Here is a 24,729-nt window from a genome sequence, read left to right as displayed (position 1 = left end):
TTAAAAACCTAAATGGCGCAAAATTATCCTTATGCATCACTGAGATATCCTGAGTTTAGAATATTTTTAAGCATGCGTTTCTTACTAGTTTTTGGCTGGTCCATGCAATTCATAGTAATTGAATGGCAAGTTTATGAGTTGACGAAGGATGCCCTATCGATGGGAATCATTGGGTTAATGGAGTTCATTCCCGCATTTTGCATGGCTTTATTTGCTGGTCATATCGTGGACCAAAGAGAAAAGCGCAATTTACTCGCATTCTGTATAGGTGCATTTTCATTGATCAGTCTAGGGTTATTTTTATTAACATGGCCAGAGATCGTGAAAAATTGGTCTACAAATACGATTTTGTATTGCATTTATGCACTAGTATTTTTTGGTGGTATATTGAGATCGTTCTTCGGTCCTATTCTTTTTTCTTTAATTGCTTTACTCGTTCCTAAAAAAGCATATCCTAATGCAGCAACGTGGAGCAGTAGCGCATGGCAAATAGCTTCAGTCGTTGGACTTGCCTTCTCCGGATTTGCGATAAGCTGGTTTGGTGTACACTGGTCCTTATGCATCGTTTTTAGTATGGTTTCTCTCGCCTTTATTACGGTATTTTTTATATCAAAAAAGCCTATACATAACACAAAAATTAATGAGCCTATTCTCCAAAGTTTAAAAGAAGGTTTAAGCTTTGTATTTCATACTAAAGCGATTTTAGGAGCTTTAACACTGGACATGATTTCCGTTTTATTCGGTGGCGCAGTGATGTTGCTACCTATTTTTGCAAAAGAAATTTTAGATGTAGGTAGTGAAGGTTTTGGTATCCTACGTGCCGCACCATCTGTAGGAGCGATTTTGACGATGATTGCGACAGCTTACCTTCCTGTAAGTAAAAATGCTGGGGTGAAATTACTTGTCGCCGTATTTGGCTTTGGGATTTGTATCATTGTTTTCGGTCTTTCTACTTCGTTTTGGATATCTGTAGTAGCGCTGTTTTTTAGTGGTGTTACTGATGGTGTTTCTATGGTCATACGCCAGACCATTCTTCAACTTAAAACGCCAGACCACATGCGCGGCCGTGTTGCCTCAGTAAATTCCATGTTTGTAGGCTCTTCTAATGAGCTGGGTGGTTTTGAAAGTGGTGTTACCGCAAAACTGATGGGAACAGTTACTGCAGTGGTTTTTGGTGGTACCATGACATTAATCACAGTTATCACAACGGCTTTAGTGTCACCTACCTTTAGAAAACTAGATTTACGGAAGGACTTTGATGACAATAGAGACGATTAAACTTTTTACCATTCCGCTTTCGCGAAAGCGGAACACTGATCCAACTATTATTATTTAAAAAGTAATTTACTATCGATATTTTGTGTATAAAATGTCATAATTGACACTGATATGAACCTTTTTCCTAGGTTCATTTTTTATCTTTAGCATCCTTAAAATTTTACGATGACTAACGACGGTACTGACGATAAAAGATTATTCCTCCTAGATGCTTATGCCTTGATTTTTAGAGGTTATTATGCATTGATTAAGAACCCAAGAATTAATAGCGCCGGCATGGATACGAGTGCGATTATGGGTTTTACTAATTCACTTTTTGACGTGATAAGACGTGAGAAACCAGAATATCTAGCCGTTGCATTTGATAAAGAAGGAAGTAAAGAACGTGTAGAAATGTATGCCGATTATAAGGCAAATCGTGATGAGACTCCTGAAGCGATAAAAATTGCAGTACCGTATATTCAAAAAATCCTTAAAGCCATGCATATTCCTATCGTAGAAGAAGCAGGAATCGAGGCAGATGACTTGATAGGAACGCTAGCAAAACAGGCCGAAAAAGAAGGTTTTACCACTTACATGGTTACACCAGATAAAGATTATGCGCAGTTAGTGTCAGAGAATATCTTTATGTATAAACCTGCCCGTATGGGTAATGGCATCGAGATCTGGGGAATTCCTGAGGTGCAAAAGAAATTTGAAGTAGAACGACCTGAGCAAGTTATCGATTACCTAGGAATGATGGGTGATGCCAGTGATAATATTCCTGGACTACCTGGTGTAGGAGATAAAACCGCTAAGAAATTTATCGCCGCTTATGGGTCGATGGAAGGCTTATTAGAAAACACTGATAAGCTTAAAGGTAAAATGAAAGAAAAGGTCATCGCAAATGCCGAATTAGGTCTTCTTTCTAAAAAACTAGCTACTATTAGACTGGATTGCCCAGTGACTTTCAAAGCAGAAAAATACACCTTAGACGATCCAAATGTAGAGGCTGTACATGAGATTTTTGATGAGCTAGAATTCCGTCGTGCTAAGGAGACACTTGCAAAGATTTTCTCAAAAGAGATTGCTCCAGCAAGCTCTTCAAATTCGAGTTCAAATTCAAATTCTGATGCAGGAGCTGGTCAGTTTTCTCTTTTTGACGCTCCAGGATCTGGAACTGCTGCTGAGGCTTCGACTACAGGAAGACAAACACTTGCTACCAGCGACCATTTATACCAACTCGTTCAAGAAGGAATGGGAACTAAATTGTTCTTACAATCGTTGATGCAACAATCCAGCGTTTGCTTTGATACAGAAACTACTGGACTTGATCCACTAACAGCAGAGCTGGTGGGAATCGCATTCTCTTGGGAAAAAGGAAAAGGTTTTTATCTACCTATTCCTGAAGATCGTGATGCTGCTCAAGATGTGGTTAATGAACTTAAACCGTTTTTTGAAAGTGAAACCATTGAGAAAGTAGGGCAAAATCTCAAATACGACATCAAAGTACTAGATAAATATGAAGTAGATGTAAAAGGACCGATGTTTGATACCATGCTGGCACATTACCTTATCAATCCAGACATGCGTCACAATATGGACGTACTAGCCGAAACCTATCTGAACTACACTCCTCAATCCATTGTGGAGCTTATCGGTAAGAAAGGTAAGAATCAAAAATCAATGCGCGATGTTGAGCTAGAAAAGCAAAAAGAATATGCGGTTGAGGATGCTGACATTACTTTTCAGCTTAAAGAAAAATTTGTGCCAGAGCTTGCTAGCGCAGGAACTGATAAGTTATTTCACGATATAGAAATGCCACTACTCGATGTGCTGGCTGCGATGGAAATAGAAGGTGTTAATCTAGATGATGAATTTTTAAGTTCGCTTTCGCGAAAGCTGAACGAAGACATAGAACGTCTAGAAAAAGATATTTATGAAGCTGCAGGAGAAGAGTTTAATATAGGCTCGCCGAAGCAATTGGGAGAAATATTGTTTGGTAAAATGAAGCTGGTAGACAAACCTAAAAAGACAAAAACGGGACAGTATTCTACTGCCGAAGATGTGCTTAGTTACCTCGCCAAAGACCATCAAATTATTGCCGATGTACTGGAATATCGTGGTCTTGCTAAATTGAAATCTACGTATGTAGATGCGTTGCCAAGTCAGGTCAATCCTGCTACGCATCGCATCCATACCAATTATATGCAAACGGTTGCAGCAACAGGAAGGTTGAGTTCTACAGATCCTAATTTGCAAAACATTCCTATACGTACCGAGCGTGGCCGTCAAGTGCGCAAAGCATTTGTACCAAGAGATGAAAACTACACACTCGTCGCTGCCGATTATTCTCAGATTGAGTTGCGTATTATCGCTGCTTTAAGCGAAGAAGAAAACATGATCGCTGCCTTTCAAAGTGGTGAAGACATTCATGCTTCTACCGCTGCAAAAGTATTTAATGTAGCTATAGAAGATGTCACTAGAGAACAGCGTAGCAATGCCAAAACGGTGAATTTTGGAATTATTTATGGTGTCAGTGCTTTTGGATTAAGTAATCAAACCGATCTAGACCGTAGCGAGGCAAAAGAATTGATCGACACTTACTATGCTACTTATCCTAAGTTGAAAGCATATATGCAAGAACAAGTTGATTTTGCTAGAGAAAACGGTTATGTAGAAACGGTCCTAGGAAGACGTCGTTATTTAAAAGATATCAATAGTTCTAATGCCGTTGTGCGAGGCGCAGCCGAGCGTAATGCAGTAAACGCTCCTATTCAAGGTAGCGCTGCAGATATTATTAAAATCGCGATGATTAATATTCACAAGAAGTTTGAAGAACTGAATTGCAAGTCTAAAATGTTACTGCAAGTACATGATGAATTGGTTTTTGACATTCATAACGATGAGTTAGAAGACATGAAAAAACTCATTCAGGACGAGATGCAAAATGCTTATAAAATGACAGTGCCACTAGATGTGGAAGTTGGTGTTGGGATGAATTGGTTAGAGGCGCATTAGGTTTCCGCGTAGGCGGAAATCTGCTGATTTATAAAAACCTTTTGAAAATTACAGCAAACATCTCGAACTGATTTAGACAATGCTTAAAAATCGTTTCTAGTTAATCATAATAATGAATTTTATAAGCTAATGATATTCTCTCACCATCAGGATAAATCAATCTTGAATCAATAAAATAAAATGAGTTATTCTTATTGTCTTTTCTAACATAATAGGTGACAACTCTTTCTTTATCCTTTCTTTTAATTAGTCTTCTGCCCAAAACCATATCATCTAGTGCCAAAATAGAAATAAAAATATGCTCTGCATTTTTTACATCAAGGTCGTATTGCCTTAAGTCATAATAATTCCATCCATTTTTTTTAACCTGTAAAGTATCTTTTATGAATCGAACCGATTGATTTAGATATAGAGTATCCTTTTGATTATTTAGAGATATAGTTAATTCTATATTTTTATTTTTAGACTCTACCCTTCTACCTCCTACGTCAGAGTGGTACTTTCCTTTTGGAAAATATAGTTCAATACCTTTAATCGTTTTATTTTTCAAATTCTCTGTAGGTATTGAAATGCTTTCCCTACAAAAACTGCAAAGTCCATCTACTTTTCTGCCTTTATCTTTTTTTATGAATATTTCTGGACTTTTCAAAACTATGCTCTCTAATTCCATGGCTTCTTCAATAAAATAAGTCTTTTCTTTAATCCTCTTTAGATCTAAAACATTTTTATAGAAGGAATGAGTAATAAAAATGGAATCTGATTGAAGAACTACCGATTTATCAATAATAATTTTTCCAGCTTTAGACTTTAAGACTTTTGCTTTATCATTTTTATAACTAACAACTTCAAAGTTTTCAATTTTATTCTCGCCTTGAATTAAATCAAACTGGATTTCTTGCGCTTGCAAACTTACTGGTATAATAAAAACAGCCAAAATAAATATTTTGGCTGTTGGATATAAATTTAAATACTTAACGATCATATCTCCCTTTTCAATAACGCCTAAATAATCATTTTCTTGAATTAGATTTTCAATAGATAAGTTGGATAATAATTTCACGGCAGTAATATTTCTCTAAATGTAGGATATAAACTACTGGTGTTCAATTGTAGTTATTAACAAGTAATAGAAAATTAAGAAATGTGGCGACCAAAGTAGATGCCTATTTCCAAACTCAAAGCTTGAGCTATTTTAAATAAAAGAAATTACCCCTTAAAACTAGCAACAGTAGCATATTGCGGATATCTAATATCTAAATGAGTGAAAAGAACTGGAATGTTATATAACCACGGTTTAATCGATTTACTTTTATTGATTCCTTCATGTTGAAGCACCGTATAACCTAAATCTTCATACATTCTTTGAATGCTCTTTCCCGTAAACCATCTTAAATGGGTTTTGTCCATCACTCCATGGTCGTTGTAAATCCAGTCTTTTTTAAATAACAAACGCATGAAGGTATTGTGATAACGTATGTTAGGGATGGAACTAATAAGTATCCCTTTATTAGTAAGTTTTTTTTTGAGTTTAGTTAGTACCATTTCAGGATCTACTAAATGTTCTAGAACATCATTACAATAGATGACATCAAAATAATGATCAGGAAGCTCATCTAAGTAATCTTCACATGGACCTGAAAAAACTTTATCCAGTTTTGTAGCTGCAACTTGAGCTTCTTTATCCATATACTCAATTCCCCAAGTTTCTGCATTGGTTTTATGTTTTAAAGCTTCAGCAAAAGCACCAGCACCACAACCTATGTCTATAATGGTTTTAGGGTTATTAGGAAGATAAGCAAGCATTTCTTGCCTTACGTTATTATAATACTTTGCAGACTTGTTATTGTAATCCAATGGTTAGTGGTGTTGTAATTAAAACAAATGCCCAAGATAAGGAATTTTCCACCTGAAATTAGGATACGTCTAGTTGTCTAAATACAAAATCGAATGGTTACGTTGTGAAAATCGTTTTAATAATATAAACTTATTATCTTCTAAAACAGATGGGGTTAATGAGCTACCACAAGTTTCTCAGTGATTACAGAAGAACCTATATAGACTTTTAAAATATAAATTCCATTATCATATATGGTAACATCAAGAGACTGACAGTCTTCTGTCTTTTCGAAAATAGGTTGTCCAAGTACATTATATAATTCTAGCTTATCAATTGGTTGAGAAGCATCTATTTGAACTTGCTCTTTAGCAGGGTTAGGATATACTTTTATAGTTGTATCAATAAAGGATTCATCAATACTCAATGTGTTTTGATATACACGTACATAATCAATGACCATCGCGCTTTGTGAAAAGCTAGGGTCGATGGTACCTGCATAACCGCCCATAGCAACATTTAATAGTAAATATTGATCTTCAAAAAACGGATAAGTATTAACGTCTTTTACGGTTGGATTATAAGTGTAGAATGGCACGTCGTCAATTAAAAATGTAATTTGTTGTGGCGACCAGTTCATAGAATAAACATGAAAATTATTTGCCACATCAGGAAGTGTGGTTGATCTAAAATTTCTAGTATTTCCTGAACAACCAGCGCAATTCGTATGTAATGCAGCAGAAACGTGATTAACAGCTCCTAAACCATGCTCCATAATATCTATTTCTCCACATAACGGCCAGTTAGTCGTTCCATGAGTGGCATCCCAAAAACCACCATCTTCGTTAATGTTTTTACCTAAGGTCCATATTGCAGGCCAGGTTCCATTACCGAATGGCAATTTTGCTCGTACATCTACTCTACCATAAGTAAAAGCATATTTCGAATTTAATCTCGCGCTAGTAAATTGTTTGGTATGACCTTGATCAGAAAAGTTTTCTCTTTTAGCTACAATATTCAAAAATCCATTCTCTACATAAGAATTGTCGGTTCTGTTGGTATAATGCTGCACCTCATTATTGTACCAGCTACCACCGGCAGGAAGTTGTGTTTGATGATGCCATTTTCTAGGATCTACAGGATTGTTACTTCCAGCAGTATCAAACTCGTCAGACCAAACTAAATCTGTATAAACAACATCGATAGGGTTAAAAGGAGTCGCTACAGCACCATTATTAATATCATCTATTACATAAGTACCTGGTATGTTTGTGCCAAAATCAATAAAAACAACTACTCTATCATATTGACCTGTAGCAGATATATTGTTACTAGTACCACTTATCGTTGCATTGCTGAAATCAAAAGTAACATCTTTCCACGCATTTGCTCCTGCTGGTATTTGCTGCAATACTTCTACGTCTGCCTCAGTACCGTTTTCAAACTTGAGTAAGATATTGTGAACATTAGGATCAAAGGCATAAAACCTGAGCGTTACATTTTGATCTGCACTCAGATCAACTGCCGTAGAAACATCTATAAAAAAACCTTGAGTTGATGAACTACCATCGTTAAAAAATTGACCTGCGTTACCTGAACCACCATCAGGATCAGTACGAAAAGAGAATGATGAGCCTGAAAACCCAGTAAATGAAAATTGATTATTCTCAAAATCTAGTGGGAATTGCTGCGCATACGTGAACTGTACAGTGCAAAAAAGGAGAATAAAGTACCTCAATGAAATCATTGCTTTTTTTTGCTAAACTACGACTGTACTAATGGATTTAATAATATAACACCTCAACAAATACTATACAGTACTCATTAAAGGCGTTAAAACTATCAAATAAGTGTAATAAACTGTTGGAATCTTTTACTATCTATAAGCTTTATAGATAACTACTATTTTATTAGTACGATCACTAGTAGTAGATCCAGCGACAAATTTATCTACGTTTATAGTAAAACCATCTGCATCAAATGTGGTCAGTGAAGCTCTAATCAATCCATCTTGAGCGTCTGTTCCACCGCTAGCACTACCATTATCATGAATAGCCTCACCATTATTATTCACAAAAATTGCGGCAATACAATGATTATTTGAAGAGTACGTACCTATATTATTAATACTTGAACCACTTGCACTATATGAAATTACTTGCTGTTCTTTTACATTGTTATAATTAGTTGCAAAACCTAGCATCTGCCCGCTAGCCATTCTTATATCATTAGAATTGTTATTTGCAGACCGATATGCGCCATCATTGTAATCTTGTACACGATTAATCGCCGTAAATTCAATAGAGCTAGGCTTGAAACCTAATCCGGTAATAGTCTTTGAGCCAGATGCGTCAATGATCATTTTACCAAAATGAACTGTCTTTTGAGTAGAGCTTATCACTTGAATCCATTGCCCATTCATCCAGTAATAAAAACCAGCCGGTTTAATTCCAGAAGCGGCAGTGTTCCATACCATTGTACCGTTCACTAATGCTGTTCCATCAGGATTTTTAACGGTAATAATATCAGTATCTGATTGTAAATCTACTCTAGGTAATAACAATCCAGAATCTGTGGAATTAATATCTAACGCCGCTTGGGGATTTCCTGTTCCTATACCTACTTGTGCATGAACTGTAGAAAGAATTAAAGCAAAAAGTAGTGCAGGGATTATACTTTTAAAGTTCATAATTTTTTTTGTAAAAATATTTACATATGTTAATTTTCAAAAAAATGTATCGGTGTTATTCCTCTTAAATCGACAAAACGCACTATTTACATGATTAAAGCTATGCATGCACAGTAAAATAACACCTTTCATCCTATAGAAGTTATCACTAGTTATTCATCTATAAACCTAGATTTTCTAATTTTAGTGGTTGTGTTTATCTCGCTTTCGCGAAAGCGGAATAATAAAACTATCTTTTCAAAGCAAAAAATCCTTTTACCAAAGGTTTATCGGGAATTTGTAACGTAAACCAGTAAGAACTGGAAGGCAATGGATTATTAAGATAAGTACCATCCCAGCCAGGACCTTCAGGTGACATCTGGAAAAGCAATTTACCATGACGGTCGTAAATATAAATAACCGCAGTAGGAAATGCGCTTAATCCGTCCAATGTCCAGTAATCATGAAAACCATCACCATTAGGCGTAAAAAATCGTTGAAAATCAAGTACTGAAAATTGTTGAGTCAAAACACCACAGCCATTTTTATCTCGTATGCGAACGGTATGGAAGCCTTTGTAAAGTCCATTGAAAAAGTTAGGATCTTGATAAGGACCATTATCAACAGAGAATTCATAATCTCCAGGTCCGGAAACTAGAAATTGAGCCGTGTTATCGCCATTTCTAAAATCTTGAGTAATGATATCATCGAGAATTGCAATATCGGATGGTAAGGCTGTAATTGTTAATGAACTCTCACAACCAAAATTATTTGTAACCGTAACGGTATAATTTCCAGGCTGATCTATATTAATAGAATTTAAATTAGAACCGCTCTCGCCTGTACTCCAGACATAAAAATCAAAGCCAGACTCAACACTTATCGTAGTAGGGCTTGCAGCGTCTACACAAACTGTAATATCATCTTGTGGCGCAAGAACCGGCTTAGGATTTATAGTCACATTCAATGCTGTATCACTAAAACAAGAAGTTCTCGTTTCTGTAACTCTCACAAAAATTTGTTGCGGATTTTGAGTAGTAGTAAAAGTGTTTCCTAATGCGTTTTGATCGTTAGCCCGATCTGTAGCGTTAGAATAGAACCGTACTTGATGTAGTGCTGGATCTAGACCATTTAAAATATCTGGATTTTGGTTGCTCAAATTCACATTTAAAAACCCATCAAAATCATCATCGCATAAAAATAAATCTTGAGGATTTGCAATCACTGGCGGATTTGCAACAAAAAGCGGCACACTTACTACAAATTCACACGATAATCCTGTAGGATCGATTACCTTGATGTAATACGTTTCTTCCACAAGCGTTGCGGTAAATACAGACCCTTGCAGATTCAGATCATCTTCTGCATCAGTTTCACTTAAATGATATGTAATATTGAGATTTGCAGCGTTAGGAACTAAGGTATCAATAACACTATCAAAATCAAAAGACTCTGTTGTATTATCGCTACATATAATTATAGCATCTGCAGTTGTTGTTATATTAGTATCGTCTACTTCAATCATGAACTCTGTAAAGTCGGTACATTCAGAATCATTTCTTATCACCCTAACAAATATCTCTTGCGGATTTGAAATGTTAGTATAAGGAAAAGTAAGAGCATTTATACCTATGTTAGCATCATTAAGCGACTCATGATAAGTTACAGTTGTGCTAGACTGACCTTGCAAAACATCTGCGTCTAATGGTGTAAAATCAAACTCTCTAAAACCATCTTGTGCGCCTAAATCATCACATACATCTAGATCGTCAACAGGATTTGCAGTAGGTGCTGGAGGCAAACCTGCACTACCGCTAGTAGAAAGAGAAAAACCACCTTGACCTATGGCAAGTCCCACGATTACGTAATACGTTTCCCCAGCGTTGACAGTGAGCTCTTGTAAAAAACCATTGCCCAACGGTCCAGGACCTTCTTGAGTGTCCACTTCAGTATCGTTTAAGCCGGTATCGCCCGTTACTCCAGCAGCATCAGGATTAGTACTAGAACAACGTATTGCTGCTCCTAGATTATTACAATCTGTCACTGGCCCAAAAACCGCAAAATCATAATCGGCTTGTGGAGTGTCTGGTGTTAGCACAAAACTAAATGTACCAGTAGTTTCTATTTCTACTTTAAACCATACCTGATCTGTCTGAAAGTTGAAGCAAGTAGGTGTGATGTTTCCAGGCAAATTGAACTCGTTTGCTCCTATTCCATCTGGATCAATACCTAAATCAGTATCTCCACAAAGTAAAATGGCATCTCGACAATCATTAGGACTTTGAGCAAGGCCTAATGAAACTAATAGAAGGAGCGTTATTAAGAAAATATTTTTCATAAATTGATGAAGTGACTTACAAATCTAGTACTTCAAGCAACTTATCCAAGTCTTCTTGTGTATTAAAAAAGGAAAAGCTGATTCTTATTCCATCACCACGTAATGATGTCACTATATCATGCTCTAGTAGTTTTTTGTACAAATCTTGATCACCTTTAATATTAAAAATGGAAGAATGTTCTTTTCTAGAGGTCACAACGGCGGCCAAGAGATTTCTCTTTTCAAACTCCATTCTTGCCTTTTGAGCAAGCTTTTTTACTGAATTAGAAACCTGTTCCCATCCCATTTCTTGAATTTTGATAATCGCTTGTTGTAACGTACCAAAAGCAATCATATCTTGATGTCCAGGCTCAAAACGACTGATAAAAGTCACATTAGCATTCATCACATTGCGCGCACTGCGGTAACCTATAGATTTAGGAAAGATATATTCCTGTACGTTCTCTTTTACACAAATAAAACCGTTGCCATCACCAGCATGAAGCCATTTGTAACAAGATGCGAGGATGATGTCTAGTCCGCTTTCGCGAAAGCGGAATTCTTCACAACCTACGTACTGAGTACCATCTGCAATCAGAGTCATATCTGGATACTGTTGTTTCAACTTCTTGATAAATTCCAAGTCCATCTTAATTCCAGAAATGTATTGCACAAGAGAAAAACAGAAGAAATCAGGTTGTTCTTTTTCACAAACCTCTATGATTTGCTCTTCCATATCTTCATTTATAGTGACATAAAACGTTTTAAAATCACGTGTTTCTACTGGCCAGTTTACAGATGGGTAATCATTTTTGAGAAGTAAGAAGGTTGCATTAGGTTCTATATTATTTATTAAAGTGTTGAATCCGGTAGAAAAGTTAGGAATGACGGCTGTAAAATCAGGATCTGCATCGATAAAGTTTGCTATAGTGTGCCGCACCTCATCAATAAAAATATTACGCTTATTTGTAAAAACAGAAGCTTCATCTCTCATTTTCTGGTCCAGTGAATTGCGATAATCTACTAGATCTTGCGAGAGCAGTCCATGATTTGCAGTATTGAGATACGTGTACTTTTTAAGAATAGGAAACTGATCTGTCATTTTATGGTATTGCTAGGAATGTCTGTGCTTAATATAATGTAAATTTGAATGTAAAAATAACGAGAATGTTTGGCAAGAAGAACAAAGAACACACTGGAATAGATTTAGAGCAGAAAGAACTCATAGAAAATGCACAACGACGTATCAAACAGAAACGCGGTTTATTTACACACTTCGTAGTTTTCTTAGTAGGCGCGGTAGGTCTTATCATTATAAGTCAAGTTCTTATGCAAGTGGAACCAGTAAAGGTTCTAGGCATAGAATGGTGGATTTGGATTGTTTTTGCATGGTTTTTACTGTTATGCTATCATGCTTTTAAAGTATTTATTACCAATCGATTGTTAGGTCCAGAATGGGAGAAAAAGCAATATGATCGTCTCGTAACTAAACAACAAAAACGTATTCAAGAACTTGAAAAAAAAGTTGAAAAGGAATACATCGCTCCTAAAACAAAGCTGGTGCTAGATAATGATGACAATAAAAGAAAAATAACCATGATCGCAGCGGCTGGTCAAAACAATGAATTAGGTAAAGATGGAGACCTGGTATGGCATTTACCAGATGATTTCAAAAGGTTTAAAGCTTTGACTACAGGTCACCACATCATTATGGGACGCAAAACTTTTGAAAGTTTTCCTAAGCCATTACCTAATCGCACACATATCATACTTACCAGAGATAAAAATTACAAAACAGAAAATGGCATCGTCGTTCATGATCTAGAAACAGCACTTGCCACCACTTCTGGCGATGAGAATCCGTTTATTATAGGTGGTGGCGAGATTTATAAACTAGGAATGAAAGTAGCTGATGAAATTGAGCTAACAAGAGTTCATGGGACATTTGATGTAGATACTTATTTCCCTGTAATAGACGAGACCAAATGGAAAATCAAAACATCGCTTCATCATCCTGCAGATGATAAGCATAAGTATAGTTTCGATTATGAGACTTGGGTAAGGAAGTAGTTTACAGTTCTTGTATTCAAGCAATCTCTATTCTAAGGAAAACTCATACTAATTGACAAAACCTTAAATTTGCATTATCAATTAAATAACACCAAATGAAAGCATACGTTTTTCCAGGTCAAGGAGCTCAATTCACAGGAATGGGTAAAGACTTATACGATAATTATCCAGAAGCAAAAGAATTATTCCATAAAGCAAATGATATTTTAGGTTTTGATATTTCTAAAATCATGTTTGAAGGAACTGCTGACGAACTCAAAGAAACTAAAGTAACTCAACCAGCTATTTTTATACATTCTGTCGTGCTTGCAAAAATGATGGGTGATGATTTTGCTCCTGATATGGTGGCAGGTCATTCTCTAGGAGAATTAAGTGCGCTTACTGCTGCTGGAGCTTTAAGTTTTGAAGATGGATTGCGTATTGTTTCTAAACGTGCGCTAGCTATGCAAGAAGCATGTGAAGCACAAGAAAGCACCATGGCGGCCATCATAGGTATGGCAGATGAAGATGTAGAAAAAGTTTGTGAAGAAGTAGATGGTGTAGTCGTCGCAGCAAATTACAATTGCCCAGGCCAGCTAGTTATTTCTGGAGAAGTACCGGCAGTTGAAAAAGCTTGTGAAATACTAAAAGAAAAAGGAGCCAGAAGAGCTTTGATTTTACCGGTAGGTGGCGCTTTTCACTCGCCTTTAATGGAACCTGCTCGTGAAGAACTGGCAAAAGCAATTGAAGAAACTGAGTTTAATAAACCTACGTGTCCTATCTATCAAAACGTTTCTACGTTTGCTGTGGAAGGAATTGTAGATATTAAAACCAATTTGATTTACCAGCTTACCGCTCCAGTAAAATGGACGCAATCAGTTCAAAATATGATCAAAGATGGCGCTACTGAATTTATAGAAGTTGGTCCAGGAAAAGCGCTACAAGGATTAATCAAAAAGATTGATCGAGAAGCGCAGGTAAGTCAGGGAAGTGTGGCATAAATAGGTCTCAAAATTATGTGTTAACGTTCTTAGAATGAAAAACCACTCTTAGAAAATTAAGTTTTCTAAGAGTGGTTTATTGTGATTAATGAATCTCAGTTAAAATATTCATACTCAATTAACGTAACAATATTGGTGTTTCGGTTAAAACTGATTCGTATGACTTCTGAACCTAATTTAAATACTACTTTCTTGAGCCATTGATATTAGGAGGTTACCATTGAACATTACTCCTTAAAAATTAATTATTCGTCTGCACTGGGCGGATCAAAAACTGTGCACTTACCAGAATATATTCCATTTTCTTTCACATATAGCCTTGCTGAAAATAGAACGTTTTTATAGTTCATTATCATAATAGCTTTATCTTGATTAAAGAATATTGCAGTGACTTCTGTAATAAATCGATCTTCATTATCTAGCTCACTGTCTTTTGAAATAAATTCTAATCTAGAATTAGTAACGTATTTTTGATCAAAATATTGATTAAAAGACTCGAAGTCATTCTTCCATAATTCTAAATTATCTTTTTGTTCTTTTGAAAAAGAATTTGAGCCACAATTTGCACTACTCAATAAATACTTAAATATTTTTGAGTTTAGATATTTTTCAGATTGTATTAACGTGTTGTGTTTATATATAAAAGCATTTTTTGTTTTAATCGGACTTTTCTCATTATATCTAGTGGCATCGTTTAGTAACTGATATACCTTTTGTTCATAGCTTAATTGTTCTGTTTTTTCTTGATATGATTGAGGTTGATGAACAGAGTTTTCTGTTTTACATGAGAGTATAAAAAGAAAAAAAAGTATTGTAAATATTTTCATTACGGGCAGGATTTAGTTCCAATAGGTATTTGTCCAGTTACATCCATGCCAGACTCTACACTATCACGAAATTCAATTGCTAATTGTTCGTTATCGTCTATTTGATCAAAAGCCTCACTCACTTTCATTCCACCAGACCAAGCCATTCTAGTATATTCAATACTAGCTACGCTAGGATCATTGTGCCATTTTTATAAAAAATAAGGCATAGATGATTCTCTTCTTTAAATTTACTCATATCCTAAGGGAGGATTTGTTATCGTCGTGATTCTATTGTATTTTTCATGTTCTAACTTAAACAAAGAGATTGAATTAAATCCAGGCTGTATTTCGATACTTAAAATGGCATAATGATTATAAAACAAAACGGCATTTATATTCTTCAAGTATATTTTGTTATTTGGCATATTGTCATTTTTACAAAAAATCAAATTTGGAATTGAAATTTTGTTTTGATCAAAAGTTGAAATTAAAAAATCAGTGTTAGTTTGTTTCCATTTTTTATCATCCAAAATATCCTTCGGTAAATAAATATTATTTTTACTATTTGCATTCACCAACAGCTTTTTCAAAATTTCGTCATCTAAATTTTTTGCTGAATCTTTTAGATTGTGATTAATATTTATGTAAGCATTATTACTACTAGAATTTTCTGATTTACGCTCAAAAACCTCATTCAGTAACTTATAAACTTTATTTTCATAATCAGTGGCTTTTTGTGCTTGACATGAATTAATAATTAAATAAATAAATAGAAATAAATATTTCATGTTAACAGTTTGTTGGTATTATTCCTAAAAGTGGGACCTCTAATGAAGGTGGTAATTCCCTAGACTCTATAGCGTCTCTACTTATTATTAAATTTTGTTCTGTGAAGTCTAGCTCTTCATAAGCATCACTATCCCTCATTCCACCTGACCAAGCCATTCTAGTATATTCAATACTAGCTACGCTAGGATCATTGTGCCATTGTTCTAAGGAGTTTGCCATTGCATCTACAAATGCATTTGCCATTAAAACGTGTTGAGGATCACCGGGAGCATTACCGATAAATATTTGCGCAAATAATTCATCGATCGCTCTACCCATATCACCACCAGGTTGATTTACAAGTTGATATTTTATATAGGCATGTACCAATTCATGTATAACGGTTCTTGCTAAAGCCAAATCAGTAGCATTGTTTACATAATTTTGATCAAAAGTTATAACTGACATATTACCACCTAAATTTATTGAACCACTTTCAGTTTGTGCCTTGAGAGAATTAGCCAGTAATAATATAGTAAATAAGAATACTGTTTTAGGCATGTTCAAATCAAATGATTTAGATTTTCATATTTTAGTTAATATTATGAGTTCCCCCAATGGAATAATTGGAATTGTGTAATTACCATTACAGGGTGCGAAGTCTTTTGGAGCATCGTCATGTGATAAATAATTCAACAATTCTAATTTTTCGACACTCACTCCTGCAACCGCAGGAATGTACTTATAATATAGATCATTTACTCTTACACAATCTCCAACTTCTGCATAGAAATTAATAATATTCCCGTTTGGATTAACCAAATCTGATTCTATAATATTAATATGATTGTTATCTGCAATAGATAGCGTCTCAGATAAAACGTTATTATTTGCATCAGTAATTTTGTATCTTGTTTGTAAACGATCTATAAGCACATTATCAAAAGTAGGCACTGTAGCTACTGAAGTATGTATTTCTAAAGTTCTTTGATTACTTATACTACCACGCCACACACCTACATAAGGTTGTAAAACATTATTTAAATCACGTATCTCGGTCAGGTTATCAGGCAAACTTAAATTTTCTTGATGTTTATGTGTTTGGAAATAATAGTATTGATCAAGAGAGATAATTTGAGCGTTGAGAGAATTAGCTAATAATATAATAAATAAGAATACTGTTTTAAACATGTATAAATCAAAAGATTAAGATTTTTATTATTTAGTTAGTACAATTAATTGACTCATAGGTATAGGAGCAGCAGCATAACTACCGTTGCATGGAGCTGACTCCCTTGGAAATGCACCACTTGTACGACTACTTATCACTTCTAATTTAGCAGGACTTATGCCTTCAACCGCTGGAATGATTTTATAGTGTAAATCATTAACTCTACCACATACTCCTGGCTCTGCATAAAAGCTAATCATATCCCCAATCGGATCTGCAAAACGTGACCAGATAACGTTAATATGATCGTTATCAGTAATGGACAACGTCTCATATAGAACATTATTATTAGCATCAGTAATTTTATATCTTGAGAGTAAACGGTCTATTAACACATTATCAAATGTAGTTACTGTAGCTACTGAAGTGTGTATTTCTAATGTTCTTTGATTACTTATACTGCCTCGCCATACACCTACGTAAGGTTGTAAAATATTATTTAAATCACGAATTTCAGTGAGGTTATCAGGTAAACTTAAATTTTCTTGATGTTTATGTGTCTGGAAATAATAGAATTGATCAAGGGATATGATTTGAGCGTTTAGAGAATTAGCTAGTAAAATTAGAAATAGTATTAAGGTTGTGATATTATTCTTCATGACATTTATTAATTGTAAGTTTGTTACTTTGATTTAAATTAAGGTTATTTATACTACCATTGCTTTCTAGTTCAAATAACTGAAAATCATCAAGATTTAAACCAATATCTTGTTTCATAAATTTTAAAAGGCCTTCTGTTCTTGATTTGTCAATTCTTTTTAAATAAATACTTTGAATTATTTTCAGGTGAAGCAAAATTTCCAGCGTTTAGTAAAGATGGAATATTCACAGCACTACCAGAATATTTTAATATGTAAGTTTTCTTCTTTAAAATCTGACCAGTTGTATTTAATACCTTATCGTCTTGTAAAGGAACTGAAATTCCTAAATAAACCTTTTTTAAAGGAATACCATTTGTATTAGCATTATACAACAGTTTTACAAACTGGAGTAAATCTTGTGGAGAAAAAGTCTTTATCGTATTTTGAAAAACTTCTGTATTTCCTTCCCTCTTCAAATAATTTTCATTGTGATTATGATAAGCACCCACTGTTGTTAGTGTAATAGGAAGATATAGTTCATTTGCGTTAGGGTTTGTGAGATTTATAAATTGACCGTTCTCTTCTTTATAACCAGATTCGTAATTTAAATGGGTACTATTTTTCAATTCGTTAATGATTCGTTGGTCTTCAGCTTTATTTAATTTTAGTCCCAAAGCGGTACAGCTTTCATCAGATACTTCCTCTTCATCCACGGGAACTACTGGAATAACAACACTACTACCACCGTCACCTGCCCCAGGTCCAGAACCAGTATCTGCGCCACCGCAAGGACCGTTTTCTCTCACTACGGCCCAACTATTTGTACAATAGATATAACCAGGAGTGCCAGGGTATGTTCCATTTGCAATTCCACATTCAGAATCTCCTGGTAGATGTCCTTCACCAGAACAGCCTATTTCAAAGCAATCGGTACGTGTTGTAAATGAAGTCTGTATACATTTCAAAAAGCTAGGTATTAAAGAATCACCTGTAACTAAAGTAGCCTGTATATTATCCATATTATACGCTCCACTAGGTAAGATTTCATAATTAAATAAATGTTGAATAGTTGTCGTATCGTTAACAATAGTGATCATATAGTTTCTTAATAAACTTTGTCGTTCCACACTGTCTTGAACTATTTGAAAGGTGTACGATTTATAATCGACACTTTCTATTACCTGTATGCGACTTGTATCAATTTGTATACCAGATGCATTTGTAGATTTACTTACCACACTTGAAGATAGGGAATTTATTTTATCTCCTATAATAGGAGTTTGTAATAAGTCCTTCCCATGTACAAACCTTCCTTGTATTTCTGGAAAATTGAGTTCATTCTGAGCCTCTTCAAAAACTTCATCTTTCTCACATGAAGAAATAGAAATTACAGTAACCGTGAGAACGATTATAAATACATAATAAAAATAGGATTTCCTGAACATAGAATAAGGTATAGTTGTCATTTGAGATAATGACAGGTTAATGATTTATACAATTCAGGGAATGTGAAGGTAACTGGATAGATAGATAGATAGATAGATAGATAACTAATATTTTAACATTTAGTTAACCTTTTAAATCCAACAAAACGCATCAGTGATTAACTTATAATATTGTGGTTCAGATGTTTAACTGAAGAGTTAAGATTTATCAATCAAAAAACGAAAATCGATGAAAATAAAAATGCCAAGCAAAATTGCTTAGCATTTTATTAATTATTAAATACGTCTAGTTCTAAAAAAAAACTCCTACAACTCCAAAGCCTTCTTCACATCTCCATCCATCAATAAATTGATAGGATCTTCAAGTGCTTCTTTAATAGCTACTAAGAAACCAACAGATTCTTTACCATCAATGATTCTATGATCATAAGAAACAGCCAGATACATCATAGGTCTGGCGACAATGTTACCATCTACTACAACAGGACGCTCAATAATATTGTGCATTCCTAAAATCGCACTCTGTGGTGGATTGATAATAGGCGTACTCATCATACTACCGAAAACTCCTCCGTTAGTAATCGTAAAAGTACCTCCCGTCATTTCATCTACTGTGATATCTCCATCTCTTGCTCTTAAAGCAAGTCTTTTAACTTCTTGCTCTACACCTCTAAAAGAAAGGTTTTCTGCATTTCTAATTACTGGCACCATTAATCCTTTAGGACCAGAAACCGCTATAGAAATATCTGCAAAATCATAAGAAATCATTTCCTTACCGTCGATCATAGAGTTTACCGCTGGATACATTTCTAGCGCTCTAACCACTGCTTTTGTAAAGAAAGACATGAATCCTAAAGATACTCCATGCTTTGCTTTGAAGGTTTCTTTGTACTCTTTTCTCAAGTCAAAAATAGGCTTCATGTCTGCCTCGTTAAAGGTCGTCAACATTGCCGTTTCATTCTTAGCACTTACTAGACGCTCTGCCACTTTACGTCGCAGCATAGAAAGTTTAGAACGAGACTCACCGCGAGAACCAGTTCCTGGTGTTCCCATAGATGGTTTTGCATTTACAGCATCTTCTTTAGTAATACGTCCATCACGACCAGTTCCTGAAACAGATTTAGGATCTATTCCTTTCTCATCAAGAGTCTTTTTTGCTGCAGGACTAGGAGTTCCGCTTGCGTAAGTTTCTTTTGCTTGTTCTGGTTGCGGTGCTTTCTCTCCAGTAGATTTACTCTCTGGATTGTCCTTGCGCATTTCCTTTGCTACATCTCCGGCATTTCCACCTTCATCGCCGCCGCCCATAGTAGGACCAGAATTCTCAACATCCTTTGAGCCTTCATTAGGGTTAGCCGCTTCTGTATCGATAAGACACACAACTTCACCTACGGCAACAGCGTCACCTTCTTCAGCTTTAAGAGTGATAATTCCACTCGCTTCTGCTGGTAATTCTAGTGTTGCTTTATCACTATCAACCTCTGCAATAGCTTGATCTTTTTCAACCCAGTCACCATCGGCAACTAGCCATTCTGCAATTTCTACTTCTGTAATCGACTCGCCTGGTGAAGGCACTTTCATTTCTAGAGCCATAATTTATTTGTTGGTATTAAAAACATCTTCTATTATTCTTGCCTGTCTTCTCTTAGATCTTGTAGAACTTCCTGAAGCAGGTGCTGCATACATATTTCTAGAGCACACGCGCCATGATCTGGTCTCTGGCATGTGTAACATCAAGTGGGAATATGCTCCCATATTTCTAGGCTCTTCTTGTGCCCATACGATATCTTTTGATCCGTATTTTTTGATAATCGCTTGCATTTGCTCTACTGGTAACGGGAACAATTGTTCTAGTCTTACCAGCGCCACATCTGTGCGGTTATTTTCTTCTCTGTATTCTAGTAAATCATAATAGAATTTACCTGAGGTGAATACTAGTGTTTCCGCTTTCGCGAAAGCGTCACCATCAACATCTATTACTTCTTGGAAATGACCGTTCTCAAATTCTGAAATCGTGCTTACCGCTTTAGGGTAACGCAACAAAGACTTAGGAGTAAATACAACGAGCGGCTTGCGGTAGTTTACTAACATCTGACGACGTAGTAAATGGAACATATTTGCCGGCGTTGTACAATTTGCCATGAACATATTATCCCTAGCACAAAGTTGTAAATAACGTTCTATACGCGCACTAGAATGCTCTGCTCCTTGCCCTTCATAACCGTGAGGTAAAAGTTTTACCAGACCGTTTTGATTCTTCCATTTATCTTCTCCAGCACTGATGTACTGGTCCATCATAATTTGAGCACCGTTTGAGAAATCCCCAAATTGAGCTTCCCATATGGTGAGCGTATTAGGTCGTGCCAGAGCATAACCATATTCAAATCCTACAACTCCATACTCCGATAAGTGCGAGTTGTAAATATCCATTTTACCTTTTACACCATCTATATGATTATGTAAAATGAATTCGTTTTCATGATTCTCTGATTTCACAACGGCATGACGGTGAGAAAAAGTTCCTCTTTCTACGTCCTGACCACTCATTCTTACATTGTAGCCTTCCATCATTAAACTACCATAAGCAAGGTGTTCTCCCATTGCCCAGTCTAGCTTGTCCTCATTCCACATCTTCTGACGTGACTCAATAATCTTTTTAATTTTTCTAATGAAGGATTGACCTTCCGGAAGTTGCGATATAGCTGAAGTGATTTTTTCTAAAGTAGCGCGGTCTACACCGGTTTCTACTTGCTGCATCATTTCTACTTCTGTAGCTGTCTCAAAACCATTCCACTCATCTTGCATAAAAGGAGTGATAATGGTATTTTCCATCTGTCTAGAGGTTGCAAGCTCTTCTTCTAGTCGCTCTTTGTATTGAGCTTCTAACTCTTTTACTCTACCTTGATCTATTAATCCTTCTTGAAGCAATCGATCTGCATAAATATCTCGCGGATTTTTATGCTTTCCTATTGCTTTATACAATTGCGGCTGTGTAAAACGAGGTTCATCACCTTCATTATGACCGTACTTTCTATAACCTAGTAAATCTATAAATACATCACGACCAAACTCCATACGGTAATCCAGCGCAAAATTCATGGCATGTACTACAGCTTCAGCATCATCTGCATTTACATGAAGCACAGGAGATAGCGTCACTTTTGCAATATCTGTACAATAAGTAGAAGATCTTGCATCAAGATAGTTAGTTGTGAAACCTACTTGATTATTTACTACTAAGTGAATAGTTCCAGCGGTTTTGTAAGCGTCTAGCTGAGACATTTGCACCACTTCATAAACGATTCCTTGACCAGCAATCGCAGCGTCACCATGCAATACTATAGGCAACACCTTTGAGAAATTCTCTGGATTGTGCATGTCTTGTTTTGCACGTGTGATCCCTTCTACCACAGCTCCTACCGTTTCTAAGTGAGATGGATTAGGAACGATATTTAAGTTGATATCGTTACCGTTATCAGTTTTTCTTTTACTTGTATATCCTAGATGGTATTTGACATCACCATCAAATATGTCTTGCTCATAATCTTTACCATCAAATTCTGAGAAAATATCCTTTACAGGCTTCCCAAAAATATTAGTCAGTACATTAAGACGACCACGATGCGCCATCCCTAATACAAATTGATCGACACCTTTATCTGCAGCATTTTCAATTAAGGCATCTAAAGCTGGAATGAGTGATTCATTTCCTTCTAGAGAGAAACGCTTTTGACCTACGTATTTTGTGTGTAAGAACGACTCAAAAGAAACCGCTTCATTAAGTTTCTTTAAAATCTGATTTTTTTGCTCTTTAGAAAAAGATGGATGATTGTTATTTCTATGCAACCAGCTCTGGATCCATTTGATCTCATGAGGCTTGCGTATATACATGTATTCTACACCTATACTATCGCAATAAACTTGTTCTAAATGATCAATGATAGACTTAAGACTAGCTTTACCTAATCCTACCAGTTCACCAGAGTCAAATTGAGTGTCGAGATCTGCATTTGAAAGGCCAAAGTTCTCCAAGCCTAATTTAGGCTCATAGTTACGACGTTCTCTTACGGGATTTGTTTTAGTAAACAAATGACCGCGCGATCGATAAGCATCAATTAGTTTTACAACACTAAATTCCTTCATCATTTGATCAGGCACTTGTGTTGATTTAGTTTCTCCTCTTTCAATGTACTCTACAACTACATCACCATCTGCAGCGCTTTCCATTCCAAAATCAAACCCTTGAAAAAAGGCACGCCACGACGGCTCAATTTTATCAGGATTGATTAAGTATTCATCATAAAGTTGTGCGAAGTATGCAGTATGAGCTGCGTTCAGAAATGAAAATTTGTCCATATATGGAAGGAAATTTATCCTTTTTAACGATTGTACAGCAAAAATAAAGAATTGAATGCTCATCTTAACAACTTTTGTATATTTATAACAGTACAAATTGTTAAGCAAAGCATTATGAAAATCATTTCGATTAAAAAACTTATCATATCCTCAATATTTATTCTCTTTTGCTGCATTTCTTTCAGCCAACAAAATGCAGATGGAAAATTTTGGGATCGTGTTCGTTTTGGAGGCAACATAGGAGCAAATTTTGGAAACAACTTTTCATCAGTTTTAATTGCACCACAAGCGATATATCAAGTAAATCCATACGTAGGTCTTGGCTTAGGTTTAAACTACAGTTATTCAGAAAGAGATTTGAATAGGTTTGATGACTTTACTTCCACAATAGTAGGTGGTAGCCTTATTGCGATAGGTCAACCTATTGATTTTCTTCAATTAAGTGCCGATTTTGAATACTTGCGAGTGAATAGAAATTTCAGAGAAAGAAGTTTAAACGATGAGTATTGGGTTCCCGCGTTGTTTCTAGGCGCTGGATACCAGCAAGGTAATTTTGTAGTAGGAGCTCGCTACGATGTTTTGTTTAATGATAGACGTAGCATCTATTCTAATGGTATACAGCCATTTGTAAGGTTATTATTTTAAAAACAACGTATAGATCGTGCTTTTAGCCATAAAGATATCTTAAAGAATTATCAATCAATTTATAAATTCTCACTTCATTTAACATAAATTATCTTTTAAATCAAGCATTTAAAATATTCTTAATAAAGTAAAGGTTCATAATTGTTATACTTGATTAAATCAAAAATCAATAATTATGAAAAAGTCAATATTTACAATATTAATGCTGTCCACAATTATGATAGCTTGTAAGGATAACGATAAAGAAACAGATGATTTAGCAAAAGAGCAAAGCGTTGCAGAAGCAGATTATGAAAATAACGATGATTATAATACAACTGCCGTCGTAACTTACAATTTAGAAAGTGCAGAAGAAATGGCTGATGAAGCTAGAGAAAATGTCACCATGGATAAAAACAATATGGTATCATTAAAAAACTTTACTTCTTACGGCGAACTTCAAAATAATATTAAAAATCTCTCCATTGATCCTAACAAGAGAGATAAGATGCAGGAAAAAAAGGCTATTGAATCCTTCAACTATTTCGTATCGAACATGCCAAATTATCTAAAGACTGATTTAATCATGAAAGAAGTGGAGGATGCAAGAATGGCTATGAAAAAACTAGAAAAGGATCTTAATGATGAAACAACTTCATCAAGAGTAATTAAAAAACACATACAAAATGTAAAGGATAAAGTTACAGACCTTAACAATGAGATCGTAGATATGCGTTTAAGTTTAGATAAACAAGATTTAGACTATGCGGC

21 protein-coding genes are annotated in these 24,729 nt (G+C 35.3%); 6 read left to right on the top strand and 15 right to left on the bottom strand.

Going from position 1 to position 24,729, the window contains the following annotated elements; genetic code table 11:
- Positions 1–12: 12 nt before the first annotated feature.
- Complete coding sequence (locus A9Q93_RS02920; RefSeq protein WP_303685885.1) at positions 13–1,278, top strand: MFS transporter; 1,266 nt, start codon at positions 13–15, stop codon at positions 1,276–1,278.
- A gap of 165 nt (positions 1,279–1,443) precedes the next feature.
- Entirely contained in the window at positions 1,444–4,278 is a 2,835-nt protein-coding gene (gene polA / locus A9Q93_RS02915; RefSeq protein WP_303685884.1) for a DNA polymerase I, read from the top strand.
- A 100-nt stretch (positions 4,279–4,378) separates the two neighbouring features.
- On the opposite strand, the gene A9Q93_RS02910 is transcribed toward polA, so the two are convergent.
- The 6 genes from A9Q93_RS02910 to A9Q93_RS02885 form a co-directional block, all read right to left on the bottom strand.
- Entirely contained in the window at positions 4,379–5,338 is a 960-nt protein-coding gene (locus A9Q93_RS02910) for a hypothetical protein (RefSeq protein WP_303685883.1), read from the bottom strand.
- Between the two features lie 146 nt (positions 5,339–5,484).
- A complete protein-coding gene (locus A9Q93_RS02905; protein ID WP_303685882.1) occupies positions 5,485–6,132 on the bottom strand; it encodes a bifunctional 2-polyprenyl-6-hydroxyphenol methylase/3-demethylubiquinol 3-O-methyltransferase UbiG in 648 nt (215 codons plus the stop codon).
- 155 nt (positions 6,133–6,287) lie between these two features.
- On the bottom strand, positions 6,288–7,859 hold the full coding sequence (locus A9Q93_RS02900) for a family 16 glycosylhydrolase (protein ID WP_303685881.1): 1,572 nt from the start codon (positions 7,857–7,859) through the stop codon (positions 6,288–6,290).
- A 129-nt stretch (positions 7,860–7,988) separates the two neighbouring features.
- Entirely contained in the window at positions 7,989–8,801 is an 813-nt protein-coding gene (locus A9Q93_RS02895; RefSeq protein WP_303685880.1) for a hypothetical protein, read from the bottom strand.
- Between the two features lie 229 nt (positions 8,802–9,030).
- A complete protein-coding gene (locus A9Q93_RS02890) occupies positions 9,031–11,118 on the bottom strand; it encodes a T9SS type B sorting domain-containing protein (protein WP_303685879.1) in 2,088 nt (695 codons plus the stop codon).
- A gap of 16 nt (positions 11,119–11,134) precedes the next feature.
- Positions 11,135–12,199: an aminotransferase class V-fold PLP-dependent enzyme gene (locus A9Q93_RS02885; RefSeq protein ID WP_303685878.1), complete on the bottom strand. Its 1,065-nt coding sequence runs from the start codon at positions 12,197–12,199 to the stop codon at positions 11,135–11,137.
- Positions 12,200–12,264: 65 nt separating this feature from the next.
- On the opposite strand from A9Q93_RS02885, the gene A9Q93_RS02880 reads away from it, so the two are divergent.
- Both A9Q93_RS02880 and fabD read left to right on the top strand, forming a co-directional pair.
- Complete coding sequence (locus tag A9Q93_RS02880; RefSeq protein WP_303685877.1) at positions 12,265–13,167, top strand: dihydrofolate reductase; 903 nt, start codon at positions 12,265–12,267, stop codon at positions 13,165–13,167.
- A 95-nt stretch (positions 13,168–13,262) separates the two neighbouring features.
- Complete coding sequence (gene fabD, locus A9Q93_RS02875) at positions 13,263–14,147, top strand: ACP S-malonyltransferase (protein WP_303685876.1); 885 nt, start codon at positions 13,263–13,265, stop codon at positions 14,145–14,147.
- 245 nt (positions 14,148–14,392) lie between these two features.
- Here fabD and A9Q93_RS02870 read toward each other — a convergent pair whose 3' ends face one another.
- The 9 genes from A9Q93_RS02870 to A9Q93_RS02830 all read right to left on the bottom strand — a co-directional run bounded on the left by A9Q93_RS02870 (position 14,393) and on the right by A9Q93_RS02830 (position 23,334).
- On the bottom strand, positions 14,393–14,974 hold the full coding sequence (locus A9Q93_RS02870) for a hypothetical protein (protein WP_303685875.1): 582 nt from the start codon (positions 14,972–14,974) through the stop codon (positions 14,393–14,395).
- Positions 14,974–15,120 (bottom strand): hypothetical protein, encoded by a 147-nt coding sequence (locus tag A9Q93_RS02865; RefSeq protein ID WP_303685874.1) that lies wholly within the window; start codon positions 15,118–15,120, stop codon positions 14,974–14,976. The genes A9Q93_RS02870 and A9Q93_RS02865 overlap by 1 nt, the downstream gene beginning before the upstream one ends.
- 84 nt (positions 15,121–15,204) lie before the next feature.
- Entirely contained in the window at positions 15,205–15,744 is a 540-nt protein-coding gene (locus tag A9Q93_RS02860; protein ID WP_303685873.1) for a hypothetical protein, read from the bottom strand.
- A 1-nt stretch (position 15,745) separates the two neighbouring features.
- Positions 15,746–16,285, bottom strand: a complete 540-nt coding sequence (locus A9Q93_RS02855) for a hypothetical protein (RefSeq protein WP_303685872.1) — start codon at positions 16,283–16,285, stop codon at positions 15,746–15,748.
- Between the two features lie 24 nt (positions 16,286–16,309).
- The gene (locus tag A9Q93_RS02850) at positions 16,310–16,915 is read right to left on the bottom strand and encodes a hypothetical protein (protein ID WP_303685871.1); all 606 of its coding nucleotides are present in this window, start codon (positions 16,913–16,915) and stop codon (positions 16,310–16,312) included.
- Between the two features lie 27 nt (positions 16,916–16,942).
- Positions 16,943–17,554, bottom strand: a complete 612-nt coding sequence (locus tag A9Q93_RS02845; RefSeq protein ID WP_303685870.1) for a hypothetical protein — start codon at positions 17,552–17,554, stop codon at positions 16,943–16,945.
- 149 nt (positions 17,555–17,703) lie between these two features.
- Positions 17,704–19,002, bottom strand: coding sequence for a hypothetical protein (locus tag A9Q93_RS02840; protein ID WP_303685869.1), 1,299 nt, complete (start codon positions 19,000–19,002; stop codon positions 17,704–17,706).
- A gap of 285 nt (positions 19,003–19,287) precedes the next feature.
- The gene (gene odhB / locus A9Q93_RS02835; protein ID WP_303685868.1) at positions 19,288–20,571 is read right to left on the bottom strand and encodes a 2-oxoglutarate dehydrogenase complex dihydrolipoyllysine-residue succinyltransferase; all 1,284 of its coding nucleotides are present in this window, start codon (positions 20,569–20,571) and stop codon (positions 19,288–19,290) included.
- Between the two features lie 3 nt (positions 20,572–20,574).
- Positions 20,575–23,334, bottom strand: a complete 2,760-nt coding sequence (locus A9Q93_RS02830) for a 2-oxoglutarate dehydrogenase E1 component (protein WP_303685867.1) — start codon at positions 23,332–23,334, stop codon at positions 20,575–20,577.
- A gap of 114 nt (positions 23,335–23,448) precedes the next feature.
- Between A9Q93_RS02830 and A9Q93_RS02825 the strand changes: the two genes are divergently transcribed.
- Positions 23,449–23,979, top strand: a complete 531-nt coding sequence (locus tag A9Q93_RS02825; RefSeq protein ID WP_303685866.1) for an alpha-ketoglutarate decarboxylase — start codon at positions 23,449–23,451, stop codon at positions 23,977–23,979.
- Positions 23,980–24,154: 175 nt separating this feature from the next.
- Positions 24,155–24,729 (top strand): hypothetical protein (locus A9Q93_RS02820; protein ID WP_303685865.1); only part of this gene is annotated, 575 nt, incomplete at its 3' end.

The sequence above is a fragment of the Nonlabens dokdonensis genome, from assembly GCF_002162835.1.
GTDB classification, from domain to species: Bacteria; Bacteroidota; Bacteroidia; order Flavobacteriales; family Flavobacteriaceae; genus Nonlabens; species Nonlabens dokdonensis_B.
Note: the sequence above shows the minus strand (reverse complement) of the source record. Positions and strands in the feature narration are given on the sequence as shown.

Coding starts and splice junctions, on each gene's coding strand:
- A9Q93_RS02920 (WP_303685885.1), top strand. CDS start 13: ATGGCGCAAAATTATCCTTATGCATCACTGAGATATCCTGAGTTTAGA.
- polA (WP_303685884.1), top strand. CDS start 1,444: ATGACTAACGACGGTACTGACGATAAAAGATTATTCCTCCTAGATGCT.
- A9Q93_RS02840 (WP_303685869.1), bottom strand. CDS start 19,002: ATGACAACTATACCTTATTCTATGTTCAGGAAATCCTATTTTTATTAT.
- odhB (WP_303685868.1), bottom strand. CDS start 20,571: ATGGCTCTAGAAATGAAAGTGCCTTCACCAGGCGAGTCGATTACAGAA.
- A9Q93_RS02890 (WP_303685879.1), bottom strand. CDS start 11,118: ATGAAAAATATTTTCTTAATAACGCTCCTTCTATTAGTTTCATTAGGC.
- A9Q93_RS02870 (WP_303685875.1), bottom strand. CDS start 14,974: ATGAAAATATTTACAATACTTTTTTTTCTTTTTATACTCTCATGTAAA.
- A9Q93_RS02845 (WP_303685870.1), bottom strand. CDS start 17,554: ATGAAGAATAATATCACAACCTTAATACTATTTCTAATTTTACTAGCT.
- A9Q93_RS02830 (WP_303685867.1), bottom strand. CDS start 23,334: ATGGACAAATTTTCATTTCTGAACGCAGCTCATACTGCATACTTCGCA.
- A9Q93_RS02855 (WP_303685872.1), bottom strand. CDS start 16,285: ATGCCTAAAACAGTATTCTTATTTACTATATTATTACTGGCTAATTCT.
- A9Q93_RS02865 (WP_303685874.1), bottom strand. CDS start 15,120: ATGGCTTGGTCTGGTGGAATGAAAGTGAGTGAGGCTTTTGATCAAATA.
- fabD (WP_303685876.1), top strand. CDS start 13,263: ATGAAAGCATACGTTTTTCCAGGTCAAGGAGCTCAATTCACAGGAATG.
- A9Q93_RS02825 (WP_303685866.1), top strand. CDS start 23,449: ATGAAAATCATTTCGATTAAAAAACTTATCATATCCTCAATATTTATT.
- A9Q93_RS02880 (WP_303685877.1), top strand. CDS start 12,265: ATGTTTGGCAAGAAGAACAAAGAACACACTGGAATAGATTTAGAGCAG.
- A9Q93_RS02860 (WP_303685873.1), bottom strand. CDS start 15,744: ATGAAATATTTATTTCTATTTATTTATTTAATTATTAATTCATGTCAA.
- A9Q93_RS02885 (WP_303685878.1), bottom strand. CDS start 12,199: ATGACAGATCAGTTTCCTATTCTTAAAAAGTACACGTATCTCAATACT.
- A9Q93_RS02850 (WP_303685871.1), bottom strand. CDS start 16,915: ATGTTTAAAACAGTATTCTTATTTATTATATTATTAGCTAATTCTCTC.
- A9Q93_RS02900 (WP_303685881.1), bottom strand. CDS start 7,859: ATGATTTCATTGAGGTACTTTATTCTCCTTTTTTGCACTGTACAGTTC.
- A9Q93_RS02895 (WP_303685880.1), bottom strand. CDS start 8,801: ATGAACTTTAAAAGTATAATCCCTGCACTACTTTTTGCTTTAATTCTT.